This window comes from Acinetobacter sp. 1130196 (assembly GCF_000588095.1).
Taxonomy (GTDB): Bacteria; Pseudomonadota; Gammaproteobacteria; order Pseudomonadales; family Moraxellaceae; genus Acinetobacter; species Acinetobacter nosocomialis.
Genome location: NZ_JFWX01000027.1, coordinates 1 through 18,290, shown reverse-complemented (window position 1 = coordinate 18,290; position 18,290 = coordinate 1). Strand labels below are relative to the sequence as shown.

20 protein-coding genes are annotated in these 18,290 nt (G+C 40.8%); 3 read left to right on the top strand and 17 right to left on the bottom strand.

Annotated features, from left to right (window positions below):
* The first annotated feature begins 37 nt into the window (after positions 1-37).
* On the top strand, positions 38-460 hold the full coding sequence (locus J671_RS17430) for a hypothetical protein (protein WP_004887773.1): 423 nt from the start codon (positions 38-40) through the stop codon (positions 458-460).
* A 27-nt stretch (positions 461-487) separates the two neighbouring features.
* Here J671_RS17430 and J671_RS17425 read toward each other — a convergent pair whose 3' ends face one another.
* The 13 genes from J671_RS17425 to paaA form a co-directional block, all read right to left on the bottom strand.
* Positions 488-871 carry a PaaI family thioesterase gene (locus J671_RS17425; protein WP_004887775.1) on the bottom strand — a complete coding sequence of 128 codons (384 nt, stop codon included), beginning with the start codon at positions 869-871 and terminating at the stop codon, positions 488-490.
* Positions 872-948: 77 nt separating this feature from the next.
* Positions 949-1,554, bottom strand: coding sequence for a DapH/DapD/GlmU-related protein (locus J671_RS17420; protein ID WP_004887777.1), 606 nt, complete (start codon positions 1,552-1,554; stop codon positions 949-951).
* Positions 1,541-2,506, bottom strand: coding sequence for a PaaX family transcriptional regulator C-terminal domain-containing protein (locus tag J671_RS17415; RefSeq protein ID WP_081404925.1), 966 nt, complete (start codon positions 2,504-2,506; stop codon positions 1,541-1,543). Before J671_RS17415 ends, J671_RS17420 begins: the two co-directional genes overlap by 14 nt.
* Positions 2,507-2,559: 53 nt before the next feature.
* The gene (gene paaK, locus J671_RS17410; protein WP_000377865.1) at positions 2,560-3,849 is read right to left on the bottom strand and encodes a phenylacetate--CoA ligase PaaK; all 1,290 of its coding nucleotides are present in this window, start codon (positions 3,847-3,849) and stop codon (positions 2,560-2,562) included.
* Between the two features lie 40 nt (positions 3,850-3,889).
* Positions 3,890-5,098 carry a 3-oxoadipyl-CoA thiolase gene (gene pcaF, locus J671_RS17405; RefSeq protein WP_004887781.1) on the bottom strand — a complete coding sequence of 403 codons (1,209 nt, stop codon included), beginning with the start codon at positions 5,096-5,098 and terminating at the stop codon, positions 3,890-3,892.
* A gap of 12 nt (positions 5,099-5,110) precedes the next feature.
* Entirely contained in the window at positions 5,111-6,649 is a 1,539-nt protein-coding gene (locus J671_RS17400; RefSeq protein WP_004887782.1) for a 3-hydroxyacyl-CoA dehydrogenase, read from the bottom strand.
* A 2-nt stretch (positions 6,650-6,651) separates the two neighbouring features.
* A complete protein-coding gene (gene paaG / locus J671_RS17395) occupies positions 6,652-7,443 on the bottom strand; it encodes a 2-(1,2-epoxy-1,2-dihydrophenyl)acetyl-CoA isomerase PaaG (protein ID WP_004887785.1) in 792 nt (263 codons plus the stop codon).
* Positions 7,443-8,216 carry an enoyl-CoA hydratase-related protein gene (locus tag J671_RS17390; protein WP_004887787.1) on the bottom strand — a complete coding sequence of 258 codons (774 nt, stop codon included), beginning with the start codon at positions 8,214-8,216 and terminating at the stop codon, positions 7,443-7,445. The genes paaG and J671_RS17390 overlap by 1 nt, the downstream gene beginning before the upstream one ends.
* An 8-nt stretch (positions 8,217-8,224) precedes the next feature.
* A complete protein-coding gene (gene paaE / locus J671_RS17385) occupies positions 8,225-9,286 on the bottom strand; it encodes a 1,2-phenylacetyl-CoA epoxidase subunit PaaE (RefSeq protein WP_004887788.1) in 1,062 nt (353 codons plus the stop codon).
* Positions 9,287-9,309: 23 nt separating this feature from the next.
* The gene (gene paaD, locus J671_RS17380) at positions 9,310-9,810 is read right to left on the bottom strand and encodes a 1,2-phenylacetyl-CoA epoxidase subunit PaaD (protein WP_001177938.1); all 501 of its coding nucleotides are present in this window, start codon (positions 9,808-9,810) and stop codon (positions 9,310-9,312) included.
* A 16-nt stretch (positions 9,811-9,826) separates the two neighbouring features.
* Positions 9,827-10,582, bottom strand: coding sequence for a 1,2-phenylacetyl-CoA epoxidase subunit PaaC (gene paaC, locus J671_RS17375; RefSeq protein WP_004709493.1), 756 nt, complete (start codon positions 10,580-10,582; stop codon positions 9,827-9,829).
* Between the two features lie 12 nt (positions 10,583-10,594).
* A complete protein-coding gene (gene paaB, locus J671_RS17370; protein WP_000389648.1) occupies positions 10,595-10,885 on the bottom strand; it encodes a 1,2-phenylacetyl-CoA epoxidase subunit PaaB in 291 nt (96 codons plus the stop codon).
* A 32-nt stretch (positions 10,886-10,917) separates the two neighbouring features.
* Positions 10,918-11,856, bottom strand: a complete 939-nt coding sequence (paaA, locus tag J671_RS17365; protein WP_004887791.1) for a 1,2-phenylacetyl-CoA epoxidase subunit PaaA — start codon at positions 11,854-11,856, stop codon at positions 10,918-10,920.
* A gap of 265 nt (positions 11,857-12,121) precedes the next feature.
* Between paaA and paaZ the strand changes: the two genes are divergently transcribed.
* Entirely contained in the window at positions 12,122-14,224 is a 2,103-nt protein-coding gene (gene paaZ / locus J671_RS17360; RefSeq protein WP_004887793.1) for a phenylacetic acid degradation bifunctional protein PaaZ, read from the top strand.
* A gap of 43 nt (positions 14,225-14,267) precedes the next feature.
* On the opposite strand, the gene J671_RS17355 is transcribed toward paaZ, so the two are convergent.
* From J671_RS17355 to J671_RS0104760, 4 genes are all read right to left on the bottom strand, one after another.
* On the bottom strand, positions 14,268-15,650 hold the full coding sequence (locus J671_RS17355) for an L-serine ammonia-lyase (RefSeq protein WP_004887795.1): 1,383 nt from the start codon (positions 15,648-15,650) through the stop codon (positions 14,268-14,270).
* Between the two features lie 559 nt (positions 15,651-16,209).
* On the bottom strand, positions 16,210-16,644 hold the full coding sequence (locus J671_RS17350; RefSeq protein ID WP_004887796.1) for an I78 family peptidase inhibitor: 435 nt from the start codon (positions 16,642-16,644) through the stop codon (positions 16,210-16,212).
* A gap of 160 nt (positions 16,645-16,804) precedes the next feature.
* Complete coding sequence (soxR, locus tag J671_RS17345; protein WP_002048264.1) at positions 16,805-17,257, bottom strand: redox-sensitive transcriptional activator SoxR; 453 nt, start codon at positions 17,255-17,257, stop codon at positions 16,805-16,807.
* Between the two features lie 210 nt (positions 17,258-17,467).
* Positions 17,468-17,755, bottom strand: a complete 288-nt coding sequence (locus J671_RS0104760) for a hypothetical protein (RefSeq protein ID WP_004887800.1) — start codon at positions 17,753-17,755, stop codon at positions 17,468-17,470.
* 195 nt (positions 17,756-17,950) lie between these two features.
* Here J671_RS0104760 and J671_RS17340 point away from each other — a divergent pair.
* On the top strand, positions 17,951-18,290 hold a 340-nt coding region (locus J671_RS17340), incomplete at its 3' end, for a helix-turn-helix domain-containing protein (protein WP_240489321.1).

Genomic DNA, 18,290 nt, shown 5'->3' with positions numbered 1-18,290 from the left:
TTAGTTTTTTTAGGAAAAACGTTAAAGAAAAAAATCTATGTGTGAATGTCAAAATGTCGGTGATTTTTTTGTATGCCCTGACAGCTTTTCAAATATTTTCAGCCATAATTATGAAATGAAACATAGGTTTCCTCACTACATCATTCAAGAGGCTCCATGCGAAGAAACTCATCCAAAATTTGATTATAGTGAGTTTTATTATGTCTGCTCTGAGTGCGAGCAAGCATGGTATTTCGAGTGTTATCCAGATACACCAACAGCACCTATTTTTGGAATTAAACTTTCAAATGTGAACCAAACCTTAAGCCAAAATCGAATAAACAGTATTAAGCAATTCTTAGTTGTTTTAGCTCATGAAGGCTTTTCAGAAAACAAGTGCATTCATAAAGGCTGTACGGACTATTCACTTAACGGAATTAACGTATGTCTTAATCACTTTGGTTACAAGTTGAGTACCTGATAAGTTTTGTTCTAGATCTAAGGCATATCACGGCGCAAGCCTGTAACACGTAGATGTAAATAAAGCGACTCTATTATTTAAACCGTCTGTGATTACCACTTCATAATGCGCAAATTTTTTACTACTACCGACCTTGGTTGCCGTTGCAAATAACACCCTATCTTTCGCACCGCTCATATAGCGAATATCAGCCTGTAGGCCAGTATATGGCGCATCCCCTGCATTACAAGCCATCGCAAAAGCAATATCAGCTAATGAAAATATGATCCCACCATGTACGCCGCCCAATGCATTCATGTGCTCGTCTTTCACATTAAGCTTGCAACGCGCTTCATCAAAACTGCGATGCAGCACTTGTACACCCAATAGTTCTGCGAATTGATCAACCGCAGTAGTTTCCATATTTTGCACAAACGTCTCCCTACTCGTGCGAGTATTCCTTAAGTGTTATGAATCTATCTATATTGAAATCGACTTGTTAAGAGCCGTTAAACGCTATCTTGTTTAATCTGATAGTTTGAAGAACTAAAGTCCTTATAGGTTAGGCGGTCATCCAACTCTGAAGTTAGAGGCTGAACTTCTTGCATTGAATTTAGGCATCGCTGTGCAAGCTCAATGTATTCTTGCGTACCGCGGGTTTTCCACTTTTTTTCTTGTTCTGATAAATCACGTGCAACCTTGGCAGGACTACCCATTGCCAAAACATTTGCCGGAATTATATCTTTGGTTTTGACCAGACTATTTGCACCAATAATGGTGTTTTCACCAATTTCGGCATAGTCCAAAATTACGCTGTTCATGCCGACCAAAACATTTTTACCAATGCGGCAGCCATGTAAAGTTGTGCCATGCCCAATGTGCCCCATTTCCTCAACTAAAGTCACGCTTTGTGGAAAGCCATGTACGGTGCAGCTATCTTGTATATTGGCATTTTGCTTAATATGAATACGGCCAAAATCGGCACGCAATGAGGCAAATGGCCCTACATATACGCCCGCTTCAATAATCACATCACCAATTAAAACAGCAGTTGGGTGTACAAAAGCCTCTGGGCTGACCACGGGAATAACACCGTCAATACTATAACAAGGCATGATTTAACCTCTCATTTGTTGCCACCAAACCTCCGAAACGGCGCCAATAATGTGCTGTGGCATTTGGCATTGGTCCTTCTGCTGTTGCGGCAACAGACAAGAAGTATTCATCGGCAGGTTCAAATACTTTTTTATAAATATTCATTGATAAAGTTCGTGCACCAATCGCGGGCCAGTCAGTTGGCAACAACTCAAGCGGTAGTGCTGGGTCTTTCAATAAAATCCGTCGATAGTAATGAATCAGCAAAGTTCGAATTTGAAAGGCCTGAACCGGTTCGAGTTGTTCGTTTTCCTGCATCAGCAACACGCCAATTTCTCTAAAAATATCGAGAAACTGTAAATATCTTTGGCGTAATTCATCGATGGGCCAGTTGGTTCTGAGCATACGACCAATGGTATCGACCGAATTATTAAAAAGCTGCAAGGTTTCGGCTTTAAACACCACCACTTGCTCACTCATATTTAAGTCAACCAACAAGCGTTGCAATTCAATACGGTTACAACCCGGATAAGCCATTAGGTTTGTAGAAATATTGGCAAATCCTAACCATTCGAGTTCTTTCTTTAACAACGCTTTATTTTCAGTGTCGAGGCTAGACATCAGAATAAGGTCCCAATAATGATCCCACTCTTTCATCTGGTCGTTATAAATACGTTGTTCGGCTTGCAAATAAGTCGAACGGCTCGAATCGGGAATGCGATAAAAACTGGTTCTACCGATTTTGTCCGAACATAACCAATCATTTTTAACTAAACGAAAAACAGAGGTTCTTACAGCGCGGTCATTAAAACCAAATAGCTCTAATAACTGAATCAGGCTTGCAAGACTAATGTTTCCACCTCTATGAAGTACTGAATCTCCAAAAATTGTCGAAATAAGCGAAGTTCCACTTAAGGTTTCATTCTTTACAACAGAATCAATTATTTGCTGTATTTTTGCACTCATACTCATGTCTTGGCGTTTAGTTTCAGGGTATAGATTCTATACCCTGAATGATCTTGATGTTAAGCAATCTGACGCATATCGATTACCCGCTTTGCCTTACCTTCCGAACGAGGTAAGGTCGCTTCTGTCACAACTTCTACAGTAACGCTAATCCCAATCATGGTTTTAATGCGTTTCATCAACTCCTGAGCAAGTTGATTGGCCTGTATAGTACAGTTATGACACATCTCTGTACGAATATGCAAAGTATCCATATGGCCTTTTTTAGTCACCAAAATTTCATAATTTGGAACTAAATGTGGAACTTGCAAAATTTGCTCTTCAATCTGAGTCGGGAAAACGTTCACGCCGCGAATAATCAGCATGTCGTCACTACGACCCACAATTTTATCCATTTTGCGCATCGCTAGATTTTCACCCGGTAGCAAGCGGGTCAAATCACGGGTACGGTAACGAATAATCGGTAAGCCTTCTTTGGTAATGGTGGTAAAGACTAGCTCGCCAAGTTCGCCATCTTTACAGACTTCACCCGTTTCAGGGTTAATAATTTCTGGGTAGAAATGATCTTCCCAAATGGTTAGTCCCTCGCCCTCACCTAAACACTGCATTGCAACGCCCGGACCCATCACCTCAGACAAACCATAAATATCGAGTGCTTTAATATTTAAGCGTTCTTCAATTTCACGGCGCAGTTCGTTGGTCCACGGCTCGGCACCAAAAATACCCACTTTTAAAGACGTATTACGTGCAGTTCCAAATTGCTGTTCAAGCTTTTCAATAATACTCACGCAATACGATGGCGTAACCATAATTGCAGTCGGTTTAAAGTCTTGAATAAGCTGAACTTGCTTTTCAGTTTGCCCGCCAGACATTGGAATAACTGTTGCACCTAAACGCTCGGCACCATAATGTGCACCTAAACCACCTGTAAATAGTCCATAGCCATAAGCCACCTGAACCATATCTTTCGCGGTTAAACCTGCCATGCGTAAGCAACGCGCAACAATGTCCGACCACGTATTAATATCTTTTTGGGTATAACCCACCACGGTCGGTTTACCCGTTGTACCCGATGATGCATGTAAACGTACAATTTGCTCTTGTGGTACGGCAAACATCCCAAACGGATAGTTGTCTCTTAAATCCTGTTTGGTGGTAAATGGAAACTTCGCCAGATCGTCTAAAGTGACGAAGTCATCAGGATGTACACCTGCTTCATCGAACTTTTTCTTATAGACCGGACTATTTTCATATACAAAAGTCAGGGTTTGTTTTAACCGTTTAGTTTGCAGTTCTCTAAGCTCTGCAAGTGTTAATTGTTCAACATTATCCGTTGTAAGGCTGTCCATCGCCTATCTCCTCATTATGTAATTTTTAAAACCGTCTAAATTAATTTAAATTTTCCAAAATCAGTGCAACGCCTTGTCCCACACCCACACACATCGTGCAAAGTGCATAGCGTCCACCTCGTTTTTTTAGCTCACGTGTTGCCGTAATCACTAAGCGTGTACCGCTCATACCTAGCGGATGCCCTAATGCAATCGCACCACCATTTGGGTTAACGCGTTCATCATCATCTTTTAGACCGAGTTCACGCATACAAGCCAAAGATTGGGCTGCGAATGCTTCATTCAGTTCAATCACATCCATCTGATCTAGCGTTAAACCTGTTTGCTTTAAAATTTTCTGCACAGCCGGAACAGGACCTATACCCATATATTTGGGTTCAACCCCCGAACTTGCAATGCCAATCACGCGCGCTAAAGGTTTTAAACCATGTGCATTTGCAAATTCACGGTTGGCAATTAACACACAGGCTGCTCCGTCATTTACACCAGAGGCATTTCCGGCAGTCACCGAGCCACCTTCTTTTTTAAACGGCGCTTTTAGTTTTGCGAGTGCTTCAAGTGTCGTTTCACGCGGATGTTCATCGCGATTAACAACGTTCACGTTTTTCTTACGGTCTACAATCTCGACAGGCAAAATCTCGTCGTTAAAGAAACCGTTTTGTTGGGCAGCAGCCGTTTTTTGTTGGCTACGCAATGCAAACGCATCTTGGTCTTCACGACTAATTTGATATTTTTCAGCTACATTTTCGGCAGTTTCAGGCATGCTGTCTGTGCCGTATTGCGCTTTGAGTTGCTTATTTACAAAGCGCCAGCCAATGGTGGTGTCATAAATTTCAGGTGTACGGCTAAACGCTTCTGTTGGTTTAGCTTGTACAAATGGCGCACGACTCATTGACTCAACGCCCCCCGCCAACACAAACTGTGCTTCACCTGCCTTAATTGAGCGTGCTGCAAGGCCTACTGCATCTAAGCCAGAGGCGCACAGGCGATTGACTGTCATCGCTGGCACTGTATCAGGTAAGCCTGCTAACAGTGTTGCCATACGTGCAACGTTACGGTTGTCTTCACCTGCTTGGTTAGCACATCCTAAAAATACTTCGTCTACCGTATTCCACGGTAGGTTCGGGTGTTTATCTTTTAAATATTTGATGGGCAATGCAGCTAAATCATCTGCACGTACTGCACTTAGGGCACCTGCATATCGTCCAATTGGGGTACGAATAAAATCACAAATTAAAACGTCTTCCATGTTGACTCCTGATTATGCAAATTCGGTCATATCACGTGAATATTGAGTAGCAATGTTTTGAGTTTTTGCTACATATTGCTTGAGGTAGATACTCGCGCGATATTTTTCCTCTCCATACAGTGCATATAAGTTATTTAAGGTTTGGAGCACATAAGCACCGCCCATTTGTGTCAACCACTGGTAAGGACCCTTAGGATAATTCACTCCATATTTCATGGCATTATCAATATCTTCCAGACTCGCAACACCATGTAAACTTGCTTCGCAGGCTTCATTAATGAGTAAAGCGATGGTGCGTAAAGTTAACAGTGCCGGATGGTCTTTAATCCACATCACACTCATACCAAACTGTGCAAAGTAAGCCTCAACTTTAGCCAGATCACTTGCTTCACAAAGCTCGTTATGACTGAGTACTAAAGCCTCTGCGTGCTCAAAATCATGATGCCAGTCCATTAAAACCACTTTACGGCTTAGGTAATGAATATTGGCTGACTCACCTTGGCTTAAACGCAAGTCGATATCATCAATTTGAAGGATATTGTCGTCACTCGCAGATCCGCTTTTTAAACCTAAACGCGTTAAAAAAGCAGGTAGCTGAGACCAAGTCCCTTTTAGCTCTACATGGGCATCAATTGGTTTGGCAACCACAGCTTGAGGCTGAAATGTCTCGTACTGATTTTTTTCGTTATAGGTATAAAAGCCCTGTTTTGATTTACGGCCCCAAGCACCTGCATCGACTAATTCTTTTTGAATGAGGCTTGGACGGTAGCGTGGCTCGTAAAAAAACTCTTGGTAAACGCTTTGCGTCACCGAAAAGTTAACATCTTGCCCAATGAGGTCGGTAAGTTCACACGGCCCCATCGCAAAACCGCCGCATTGCTTCAAAGCATAATCTAGCTGGTCGTAGCTAGTGACTTGTTCTTGCAGTGCTCTAAAGCCTTCTGCATAAAACGGACGTGCAATTCGGTTAACAATAAACCCAGGGGTCGACTTGGTGAGTACCGGAATTTTTTTCCAATTCAACATCAAGTTTTTTAAAGCCAAACATAAGCTGTTTGGGGTTTTTAAGCCTTGTACAATTTCAACCAGTTTCATAACTGGTGCAGGGTTAAAAAAGTGTAAACCCACTATGCGCTCAGGGTGAGCAATGCCCGCCGAAATTGCAGTCACCGAAATTGAAGATGTATTGCTTGCAAAAATGGTTTGCGCACTACAAATCTCAGCGAGTTGCTTAAATAAAGACTGTTTAACTTCTTTTTTCTCAACCACTGCTTCAATGACTAAGTCAGCCTCACTTAAAGCTTCAATTTGATTGACCACCGTTAAACGCGCTAAAGCTTCATCCGCTTGCTGTTGTGTGAGCTTGCTCTTTTCAACCAGCTTTTTAAATGTCTGCCCTAAGCCGTGAACGGCTTGTTGCGCTTTTTGAGCGTCCAGATCATATAAAACGGTCGAGTGCCCATTAACGATGGCTAACTGGGCAATGCCGATGCCCATGGTGCCAGAACCAATGACGGCAATTCGGGCACGAGATAAGTCTAAATCTGTCATGCTTAGCGCCCTTTAAAATTTGGTTCACGTTTATTCATAAAGGCTTGTACCCCTTCACGATAATCTTCGGAACGACCCGCAATACGTTGTAAATCTCGCTCTAACAGCATTTGCTCATCAAAGGTGTTATTGCTTGATTGATGAATCGCTTTTTTAATGAGAGATAGACCAAAAGTAGGCTGTTTCGCTAAACGCTCCGCCAGTTCAGTCACTTTTGCTTTAAGCTCAGCGTCTTCAACCACATCCCAAATCATGCCCCATTCTTTTGCAGTTTCTGCTGGGAGCTTGTCACCTAACAAAGCCAATCCCATCGCACGTGCATGGCCTACAGCACGTGGTAAAAACCATGTACCCGCAGAGTCTGGAACCAAACCTAAGCGACAAAATGCTTGTACGAAGTTTGCCGATTTAGCTGCAATCACCAAGTCACACGCCAGTGCAATATTTGCCCCTGCACCTGCTGCCACGCCATTTACGGCGCAAATCACAGGCTTTGGCATATTTACAATCATTTTAATGAGCGGGTTATAGTAAGTTTCAATGGAATATCCTAAATCTGGAGCTTCAGCGTTTGGGTCAACTACGCGATCACCTAAATCTTGCCCTGCACAAAAGCCGCGACCTTCGCCACTAATCACCACACAGCGAACATCCGGATTTTTGGTCCATTGGTTTAAAACCTCAGCCACTTCACGGTGCATATCAACATTAAAGCTATTCAGTGCTTTTGGGCGGTTAAATGTTAGGTAGCCAACACCATTTTTTTCTTCAGCAATAATATTTTGATAGTCCATCACTCACCTCTAAACACTGGCTTTCTTTTCTCAAAGAAAGCATTAATCCCTTCGTTTCGATCTTTTGTAGCCGCCAGCCAGACAAAGTTTTGACGTTCAAACTTGAGTCCCTGACTTAACGTTGTTTCATGAATACTTTTAATTGATTGTTTAATCACACGAATCGCTAAAGGCGCTTGTTTGGCAATTTTGGCTGCCAGTTGAACCGCATATTCAACGGTTAATTCAGTCGGCACCACTTGACTGCAAATGCCATGTTGCTCTGCCTGTTTTGCCGAAATCATTTCCCCTGTCATAGCCCAGCGCATGGTGAGTTGTTGTCCAACCAAGCGAGCTAAACGCTGTGTTCCGCCGGCACCCGGCAACATCCCTAAGGTAATTTCAGGTAAAGCAAAACGAGCATTTTCACCGCAAACGACCATATCTGAATGCAAAACCAACTCGAACCCAGCGCCTAAGGCATAGCCATTGACTGCACTAATCAGTGGCTTACTAAACGCATCAATTTTCTGCCAAAGCTTCGGGCGAATATCGAGTTGCAAAGACACCGCGTCCATTGCAGCTAGCTCACTAAGATCTGCTCCAGCCGCAAAACACTGAGCCTTACCCGTTAAAACCACTGCTTTGACTTGAGCATTATGTTCAGCTTCTTCAAGCAACTCGCACAAACACTGCAATGTTGCATTGTTTAAAGCATTTCTTTTTTCCGGACGGTTTAAGGTTAATAACAAAACACCGTCAGCAGCTGTACTGGCTTTGATCAACTCTTGCATGACAGCCTCTATTCATCAAAACTCAAGCGAACATTTGAGCCTTTTGGTAAGGTCTGGCAGCTCAGCACATAGCCCTTTTCAACTTCATCTTCTTCAAGACTATAGTTAAGGAACATGTCGACTTCGCCTGAAAGTACCTTACAGCGACAGGTCGCGCACACCCCCCCTTTACATGCATACGGTAAGTCGGCACCTGCACGTAAAGCCGCATCAAGAATACTTTCATCATCTTGAGCCACAGAAACAATCAGTTCACGGCCATCTAAAATGATGTTTACTTTTTCTTCTTTACGGTTTGCATCCGCTTCAACACTACGTTTACGCGCTTGTCCTGTATGGAAACGTTCGGTGTGAATGCGCTCTTTGGCAATACCAAATTTTGGTAAAGTATTTTCTACGGCATTCATCATTTCGTCTGGGCCGCAGGCAAACACATGGTCAAAGTTTGTTTCAAGCACTTCAAAATCAAAAAGCTGTTTAAGCTTTTCTGCATCAATACGACCGTTCATTAGCTCACTATCGTTGAACTCACGAGAAAAAATATTGATGAGTTGAAAGCGTTCTTTAAACTGATCCTTCAAATCCATAATTTGCTCGGCAAACATGGTTTGTTTCCATGAACGATTGCCATAGAGCAAGGTAAAATTAGCTTCAGGTTGTTCAAATAAAACTTGTTTAATAATTGATAAAATTGGCGTGATACCACTACCCGCAGCAACGCCTAAATAGTTTTGTCCGCCCATCTTGGCTGCTTTTTGAAAAAACACGCCTTGTGGTGGCATCACTTCAAGCACATCGCCCACTTTTAAATGGTCATTTGCCCAGTTTGAAAATTGACCCTGATCAATCTTTTTAACCGCAATACTGATGTCTTCTTTGCCCGCATAGCTACAAATTGAATAACAACGGCGGATTTCACCCGCTTCGGTTAAATGGCGAATGGTTAGATGTTGCCCCGGTTGAAAATGAAATTGTTCTTGTTGTTCAGGTACAACGTCAAATGCAATACAAATTGCCTGATCGGTTTGCGGCGTAATACTTTTTACTTTTAATGGTACAAATTGGCTCATGGCTGATTTCCTTATCTAAAGACTTAAATACATTTGAAGTAATCAAAAGGCTCAAGACAGTCCTGACATTTATAAAGTGCTTTACAGGCGGTGGAACTAAACTCTGTTAACAGTCGGGTATGTCGGCTTTTACAACGTGGGCACTCAACACCATCATTTAAATGAACGTGAGTTCCACACTGATGCGCCAACCCTTCAGGTGGTGCAATGCCATAAACTTGCAGTTTCTTTTTCCCTGCTTCAGACATCCAGTCCGTGGTCCATGCTTCTGATAAATCGACCATGACTTTGACCGGTGTCAAAGCTTCTGCGGTAAATGCCTCAACAATTTGTGCTTTAAGCATATCTGTTGCTGGGCATCCGCTATATGTCGGAGTTAGACGAACAATAATTTCTTGTTGATCGTTAATCTCTACACCGCGGATCATGCCTAAATCGACAACCGATAAAACCGGAATTTCAGGGTCACTTACCGTTTGTAGAACATCCCAACATTGGTCGATGCAATGACGAATCATTTGCATGGCTCACCTCCTTGTCTTACCAGGTCATGCCCGGATAAGTTCTTTGAATACATTGCATTTCAGCCAACAAATAACCTAAATGCTCGGTATGCAATCCTTGTTTCGCACCACGGCGATAAGCACCGTTTACAGCAACATTTAATTCAAAGCGCTTAAGCTCATCTGCAATGGTTTGGTTCCATTGTTCTTTTTCATTTGAAAAATCTGGAATCACGCCTTCTGCAACCAATGCTTGTTCGTCTGCACTCAGTTCAAATAATTCAGCGGTAAAACGCCATAAATTATTTAATCCGTCTTGCACACGTTGATGTGCTTCATCTGTGCTTAAACTTAAACGTTCCATCCAGCTTGTCGAAAAACGGATGTGATACTTCACTTCTTTTAAAGATTTCACAGCAAGCGCACTTAATTCAGGAAGTGAGCTTTGCGCTAAAGCCGTAAATAAATGAAAATGGTAATGGTCCATCAACCACTGGCGCACAATCGTTTGAGCAAAATCGCCATTCGGTTGTTCACACAACAATAGGTTTAAAAACTCACGTTCAGTACGGAAATACGCAAGTTGGTCTTCATCACGTTTAGCTTCATCGTATTGACCAGCCAAAGTCAGAAAGTTTCTTGCCTGACCCAATAAGTCCAAGCCGATATTTGCTAAGGCAATATCAATTTCTAGCTCAGGTGCATGCCCGCACCATTCAGCCAAACGCTGAGATAAAACCAGTTGACTATCACCAATATGTAATAAGAATTTAGATAAAACTGAATGATTCATTTGCCATTCCCCTTACATGTGCTCAATGCCGTCTGGGATATGGTAAAAAGTCGGATGACGATAAACCTTGTCTAAAGAAGGATCGAAAAATTCAGCTTTTTCATCTGGCTGTGATGACTTAATCAGTTCTGAACGAACCACCCAAATGCTAATTCCTTCATTACGGCGCGTGTAAACATCACGGGCATGCTGTAGTGCGATTTCATCATCAGGTGCTCTTAAGCTGCCTACATGACGGTGGCTTAAGCCTTGTTTACTACGTACAAATACTTCGTAGAGCGACCAGTTGTTTTTATCTTCCATTTTTATTTCCTCAAATTTTTCCATAAATCTTGTTAAGCCACTTTGTTCGCTTCAAGCTGCTGTTTTTTCGCATAGACCACTGCTGCATCACGAACCCATTTGCCGTTTTCCCATGCTTTACGGCGTGCTTCGATACGCTCGTGATTACATGGTCCACGTCCGGCAATCACTTCATTAAATTCATGCCAGTCAATCTCGCCAAACTCGTAGTGACCAGTTTCTTCATTGAACTTTAAATCTGGGTCTGGTACTTCCAAGCCAAGTTGCAACACTTGTGGTACGGTGTTATCGACAAACTTTTGACGTAACTCATCGTTACTAAAACGTTTGATTTTCCACGCCATGCTTTGTGCGCTGTTTGGAGAGTGTTCATCACTTGGACCAAACATCATGAGTGCTGGCCACCAATAACGATTTACCGCATCTTGTGCCATCTGTTTTTGTTCCGGTGTACCGTTTGCCAAAGCCATCATGGCTTCAAAACCTTGGCGTTGGTGGAAACTTTCTTCTTTACAAATACGTACCATCGCACGTGCATATGGCCCATACGAAGTACGGCAAAGCGCAACCTGGTTCACAATGGCTGCCCCATCGACAAGCCAACCAATTGCAGCGACATCTGCCCAAGTCAAAGTTGGATAGTTAAAGATTGATGAGTATTTCATTTTCCCATTAATCAACTTTTCCATCATGTCATCACGGTCAGCACCTAAGGTTTCTGCCGCGCTATACAGATATAAACCATGACCCGCTTCATCTTGTACTTTCGCGAGCAAAACCGCTTTACGTTTTAAAGTCGGCGCACGCGTAATCCAGTTTCCTTCAGGCAACATACCTACAATTTCAGAATGGCCATGTTGCCCGATTTGACGAATCAATGTTTTGCGGTAGGCATCAGGCATTTGATCCTTAGCCTCGATCGTAATTTCATTGGCAATATTTTGTTCAAATTTCTGGTAATTGTTTTCCATTCTTTCATTCCCTGTAGGTATCACCCTTAAATCTATTTTTCGATACACAAAAAACAAAGTCAACTAATTTTTTAGTATCAAATTAAATTCACAACAATAAAACAATTCAAACTATTGAAATTAATAAAATTAAGTTAAATGTAAAAAACTTTTTTACTTTTAAAAATCAAAATAAAGTTGACTTTTATACAAATTAATCTGAAATTATGAATCATATTTTTGCAATTTTTATAATTGATGTATCAAATAAAAAAGGAGTTTGGTCATGCTTGAACAAGCACACCTAGAAGGAACCTCAACTGACACAGATTTTCAGCAGTCTGAGCATCAACTGCCTCATCTTGCTTCTTATGTCTATGGAACATGGCATTCGTCTGACGAAGAATTACGTACCGTTTATCATGCCATTACAGGTGAATCGATTTATGCCGTAAGTAGTCATGGCATAGATATGAAACGTGTTGTTCAGTATGCCAAACAGAATGGTTCAGAACTGGCTAACTGGACGTTTCATCAACGCGCTAATGCTTTAAAACAAATTGCCCAATATTTACTTGAACGTAAGGAAGAGTTTTACAAACTTGCGTATGCAACAGGCGCAACTCGTAAAGATGCGTGGATTGATATTGAAGGCGGTATCCAGACATTATTTGCTTATTCAAGTCTGGTTCGTCGTGAACTCAATGACGAAAAAATTATTACCGAAGACAGCTGGATTCAATTATCTAAAAATGGAACTTTCGGTGCTAAGCACATTTTAAGTCCTAAAGCAGGTGTTGCCGTTCACATCAACGCATTTAACTTTCCAATTTGGGGAATGCTTGAAAAGATTGCACCGACGTTACTTGCTGGTGTTCCATGTATTGTTAAGCCTGCAACCGACGGTGCCCAATTAACTCAAGCAGTTGTAAAAGCGATTGAAGAAGCACATGTATTACCAAAAGGTTCGCTACAACTCATTTGCGGTCAGACTTATGACCTGTTAGAACAGTTAGGCCCACAAGACTGCGTTACGTTTACAGGTTCGGCTTACACAGGCCAAAAATTACGTAATCACCCTCACCTCAATAAATATTCAATTCCATTTAGCATGGAAGCCGACTCGGTAAACAGTGCAATTTTAAGCCCTGAGGCAAATGAAGAAACTATCGATTTATTTGTGCGTGAAGTCTTTCGTGAAATGACCACCAAAGCAGGTCAAAAATGTACTGCGATTCGTCGTGCATTTGTTCCTGAAAATTTGTTAGCGACTGTACAAGAGAAGCTGACTGCCAAACTTGCTAAAGTTGTGGTGGGCGACCCTCAAAAAGAAGAAACCACCATGGGTGCTTTAGCGAGCATTAAACAAAAACATGACGTTGCAGAAAAAGTTGCCGAACTCAGCAAAGACGCAAAAATTGTTTTTGGTGGCAACGATAGCTTTACATTTAATGCAGATCATCCTGAAAAAGGTGCTTTTTTCGCTCCAACTTTATTGCTTTGCGAACAGCCTTTACAAGCGACGAATGTTCATACCACGGAAGCGTTCGGTCCGGTATGTACACTCATGCCATATCAAAACATTGAAGAACTAGCTGATCTTGTTTCACGTGGTGAAGGTAGCCTAGTGGCTTCTGTCGTTAAAAATAATGATGAGAATATTGAGCAGATTATTCAAAAAATCGCGCCTTGGCATGGCCGTGTGCATGTACTCGATTCAGAGTCTGCAAAAGAAAGTACAGGACATGGTTCACCACTTCCACATTTAGTACACGGTGGCCCTGGCCGTGCAGGTGGCGGTGAAGAATTAGGTGGTATTCGTGCAGTTAAACACTATATGCAGCGCACTGCAATTCAGGGTTCTCCAAACAGTTTGACGCAAATTACTCACTCATGGACTGCTGGCTCGAAAGTTAACGAAGACCGCGTACATCCATTTAAAAAGTCTTTTGATGAATTAGTGATTGGTGAACGTTTATTAACAGCGCGCCGTACAGTCACCGAAGCAGATATTGTCAATTTCGCGTGTTTAAGCGGTGACTACTTCTATGCACATACTGATAAAATCGCAGCGGCGGAGTCTTTCTTTGGTGAACGCGTTGCACATGGTTACTTCATTGTGTCTGCTGCAGCAGGTCTATTTGTAGATGCAGCACAAGGTCCTGTGATTGCCAATTATGGTATGGACAACTTACGTTTTGTTGAACCGGTTAAAATTGGTGACTCGATTCAGGTTGAACTCACCTGTAAACAAAAAACACCTAAACCACAAAAAGACCCTTCTCAGCCTGCGCATGGTGTTGTGGTATGGGATATTAAAGTCAAAAACCAACGCGGTGAACTTGTCGCAACTTACGACATTTTAACTTTAGTTGCTCGCGAGGCTTAATGTTTAAAATGAGATGGGGTCACCTCGTCCCCATCTCATTTTTTTAGCACTCAATGGCGTTAACAGCGAGGCCACCTTTTGAAGTCTCTTTATATTTCTCAGACATATCTTTGCCTGTTTCTTTCATGGTCTGAATCACTTTATCTAGGGTGACAAAGTGTTCATCATCATCATCATGAAGTGCCATTTGGGCTGCATTAATGGCTTTTACAGCTGCAATTGCATTTCGTTCAATGCAAGGCACCTGAACCAAACCACCAATCGGGTCACACGTTAAACCCAAGTTATGTTCAAGCCCAATTTCAGCCGCATGTTCCACTTGCTCAGGTGATGCACCTAAAATCTCGGCTAACCCTGCCGAAGCCATCGCACACGCCGAGCCGACTTCGCCCTGACACCCTACTTCTGCACCAGAAATAGAAGCATTGAGTTTACATAAAATGCCAACGGCTGCCGCACTTAAAAAGAAACGAACCACTTTATCTTCGGAAAAGTCTTTAGAGAAAGTCACGTAGTAATATAAAACTGCCGGAATAATTCCTGCGGCCCCATTTGTAGGTGCCGTCACTACTCGACCGCCAGCAGCATTTTCTTCATTTACCGCTAAGGCAAATAAATTGACCCATTCCATCGCATGAAAAGTCGTCACAATCAGGTTTGAGTTTTTCTTATTTAATAACTTATCGTGAATTTTCTTGGCCCGACGTTTTACGTTTAATCCGCCCGGTAATATTCCTTCATTAATTAATCCGTTGTGAATGCACTGCTGCATCACTTTCCAGATTTCCATAATCTTGCTGCGAATCTCAGTTTCACTACGCCAGCTTTTTTCATTTTCAAGCATTAACTCGCTCACTGATAAATGATGAGTCTTACATAAGTTTAAAAGTTCAGCCGCACTGTGAAATGGATATGGAACCTTAACATCGTTAGTTTCAGTTTGGGTATGTGTTAATTGTCTTTGGCTAACAATAAAGCCACCACCTACTGAATAGTAAGTTTCTGCATATAAAATTTCTTGAGCCTCGTTATACGCAATCAATTCCATTGCATTGGGGTGATAAGGCAAAGATTCATCTAAAAAAAGCACATCATGCTTATAGTCAAAAGAAATACTCTTTTGCCGATTAAGCTGGATTGTTTTATTTTCAAGAACATCTTCAATCAAGCTTGTACTTACTTGGGTATCGATATGTTCAGGGTCAAAACCCATTAAACCTAACAGAACAGCCTTATCTGTCGCATGACCGACACCGGTTGCCGACAGCGAACCGTATAACTTCACCTGAACTCTAGCTGTTGCTTGTAAATCGTTTTGCTTCAATAAATCATCCACAAAACTGTATGCCGCACGCATTGGTCCAACTGTATGGGAGCTAGATGGGCCGATGCCAATTTTAAAAAGATCAAATACACTAATAAACACGTAGTCCTACCTTCGATTCATTATTATTCGTATGTTCGTCATTATTGTGTCCTTTCGGATAGCTCTAAAATTATCATTAAGCCAAGTACAAATCACGAATAACTATTGGGTAGTCGCATAAAAAGACAACGGTTGAATCTTCTCTCTAAACTAATTGCTACACAATCACAGATTTTGAAGCTTTTAATTTTGTCGTAGACGTTTTGAAAAATTCTTAAATTAATTTAGTACATCAATTTGTATAAATAACAAACAGCACATATTAGCCATTAGTCGCACTTCCATATTTTTACTCATTTTTACTGGTAAAGTGCTTTACATGGTTTGATACAACCTACTTAACTCAGATGCATAATTCACCTGTTACCTGCATCTGAAGTTTTTCTGCCTCTAGTCCGCTAGGGGCTTTTTTTCGTAATAGATAAAAACTGCTATATCAGGTTCATAAGCATAGCGAAAAACAATATCCTCTCTTCCATTCTTCTTAAACTAAAAAAATAAAAGCCCATCTTTTGACAGGCTTTCTTATTCAGTCTTCTATCAATTTTTAGTTAAAAAATTAACCGCAGTTCGCGTTGGTAATTTTTTGAGTTGCTGGATCAATAGTAACAGTTACTCGGTTTGAACGGTAATCCATCGTCATTGGCTGACCAGGAGCTACTTTACGTACAATTTCTGACTTCGTTTTTTGCTTAATTTGGTCATCAGTTAAGCCAGATTGCCCTACTAATTTTTGAGCTTCTTCTGCTACGCAGTTAGCTTGGTTATCACGGAATAACTTCCACTCTTCGACCACTTGACCATTTGGCAGATGACAATATCCAACCTGACCATTTGTTTCATTTCTAATTTCTAATTTTCCGCCTTGTTCAACACAATATTGACTTGCCGGATTTGGTGAACCAATTTTTGGTGGAGTTAATTCTTTATGCTGTACTGCTGAACAAGCCGTTAACGAAACAAGCGCTAATCCAAGAAAGATAGTTTTTTTCATAAATTTTACTTCTTACTAAAAAAAATAAAGATATCAAAAAAATTCATGTTTTATATAAACTGTTTACAATAAAAAACCTTCATAGAGAGTAACTTACAAAATAATTAATTATTCCAAGCGGTACATTATTAGCAATAGAATCAATCAACAAATTTATGCGCTATGATCTTTCTAAAATACGTGCCCCAACACCTTCTTGTCCCAATACATCATTTGGATTTCTTAGTGGACATTGCTCTAATGACAAGCACCCACAACCTATACACCAATCCATTTCATCTCTAAGTCGCGTAAGTTTTTGAATACGATCATCCAAACTTTTCCGCCAATCAAGAGATAACTCTTTCCATTGCTGTGCAGTTAATTTAGATCCCATCGGATACTTACTTAAAGCTTGTTTAATTTCATCTAAGGGAATCCCAACTTTTTGGGCAATTTTAATGATCGCAATGTAACGCAACACCACTAAAGTAAAACGACGTTGATTACCATTGGTTCTTATACTTTTAATTAAACCTTTAGACTCGTAAAAATGAAGCGTTGAAACTGCAACACCACTGCGTTTTGCAACTTCACCTACAGTCAACAAACGGCTTTGATTCGTTTCAGTCATTTCTATTAATCACAACTTTAGTTGAGGTTTTATAAAAGGATGCTTAAATTTTGTCAAATAAGAAATTTAATTTTAACAGTTCAAGCATTTAGAATATTTATCTAAATTTTAAACTACTAGAATGAATTAAGAATATATATCCAAAAATGAACAAAAAACAATCAACTTGTTTAAATTAATACTTCAGGTCAGGCCATATAAAACAAAATACTATGGTCTATTTTCACAGCCACAAACCCAAAACATATTGTAAACAAATGGCATAGGTGCGCCGAGTGGATAGACTTTAGCTTCTTCTATTTTATATGTCTTTTTTCTCGATTCAATATGTAAAATATTATCACAGCGTGCAATCACTGTTTCTTTTTTATATAGCTTTTTTCTTTCATTTTTTGCATCAAATTTATATACCAAAAAGTAAACTTTTTCCCCTACCTCTATATTTGAATGATTAACCATAATGTAACCATTACAATACTTACATTGCCAATCGTCCATATCTTAAAATATCACATACTCAAATTAAAAAATAGAATAACTGTTTTAGTATAAATAGACCTCTTGCGAAAGTCGTTATTGCAAGGCAGAGTAAAACTTGAAGTGCGACATAAACCACCTAATTAATTTAAAGGGTTTATGGAGTATATAAAATTGTCATACCATCATCTTAACTTTGAAGATCGTACTGCATTAATGCTTGAGTCAAGAAAAGAAGGCTTTTCAGCCAGAAAATTTGCTGAACTCATTAAAAGACATCCTAGTACGATCTATCGTGAGCTTAAAAGAAATAGCATCAATGACGTTTATCAAGCTCGATATGCTTCTGATAACACCTTCGCTAGACGTAGACGTGGTCACAGAAAACTCAAAATCGATTCAATCCTCTGGAAATTTATTGTTGAAGCGATCCGTTGTTTATGGTCTCCTCAGCAAATAGCAAAGCGTTTAAAGACATTTCCTGATTTGGATCAAACAATGAATGTAAGCCATACAACGATTTATTCAACGATACGAGCATTACCCAAGGGTGAGT

Excerpts from the sequence above, each read along its gene's own strand:
- J671_RS17430 (WP_004887773.1), top strand. The coding sequence starts at position 38 with ATGTGTGAATGTCAAAATGTCGGTGATTTTTTTGTATGCCCTGACAGC.
- J671_RS17420 (WP_004887777.1), bottom strand. The coding sequence starts at position 1,554 with ATGCCTTGTTATAGTATTGACGGTGTTATTCCCGTGGTCAGCCCAGAG.
- J671_RS17415 (WP_081404925.1), bottom strand. The coding sequence starts at position 2,506 with ATGAGTATGAGTGCAAAAATACAGCAAATAATTGATTCTGTTGTAAAG.
- paaK (WP_000377865.1), bottom strand. The coding sequence starts at position 3,849 with ATGGACAGCCTTACAACGGATAATGTTGAACAATTAACACTTGCAGAG.
- pcaF (WP_004887781.1), bottom strand. The coding sequence starts at position 5,098 with ATGGAAGACGTTTTAATTTGTGATTTTATTCGTACCCCAATTGGACGA.
- J671_RS17400 (WP_004887782.1), bottom strand. The coding sequence starts at position 6,649 with ATGACAGATTTAGACTTATCTCGTGCCCGAATTGCCGTCATTGGTTCT.
- paaG (WP_004887785.1), bottom strand. The coding sequence starts at position 7,443 with ATGGACTATCAAAATATTATTGCTGAAGAAAAAAATGGTGTTGGCTAC.
- J671_RS17390 (WP_004887787.1), bottom strand. The coding sequence starts at position 8,216 with ATGCAAGAGTTGATCAAAGCCAGTACAGCTGCTGACGGTGTTTTGTTA.
- paaE (WP_004887788.1), bottom strand. The coding sequence starts at position 9,286 with ATGAGCCAATTTGTACCATTAAAAGTAAAAAGTATTACGCCGCAAACC.
- paaD (WP_001177938.1), bottom strand. The coding sequence starts at position 9,810 with ATGCAAATGATTCGTCATTGCATCGACCAATGTTGGGATGTTCTACAA.
- paaC (WP_004709493.1), bottom strand. The coding sequence starts at position 10,582 with ATGAATCATTCAGTTTTATCTAAATTCTTATTACATATTGGTGATAGT.
- paaB (WP_000389648.1), bottom strand. The coding sequence starts at position 10,885 with ATGGAAGATAAAAACAACTGGTCGCTCTACGAAGTATTTGTACGTAGT.
- paaA (WP_004887791.1), bottom strand. The coding sequence starts at position 11,856 with ATGGAAAACAATTACCAGAAATTTGAACAAAATATTGCCAATGAAATT.
- paaZ (WP_004887793.1), top strand. The coding sequence starts at position 12,122 with ATGCTTGAACAAGCACACCTAGAAGGAACCTCAACTGACACAGATTTT.
- J671_RS17350 (WP_004887796.1), bottom strand. The coding sequence starts at position 16,644 with ATGAAAAAAACTATCTTTCTTGGATTAGCGCTTGTTTCGTTAACGGCT.
- soxR (WP_002048264.1), bottom strand. The coding sequence starts at position 17,257 with ATGACTGAAACGAATCAAAGCCGTTTGTTGACTGTAGGTGAAGTTGCA.
- J671_RS0104760 (WP_004887800.1), bottom strand. The coding sequence starts at position 17,755 with ATGGACGATTGGCAATGTAAGTATTGTAATGGTTACATTATGGTTAAT.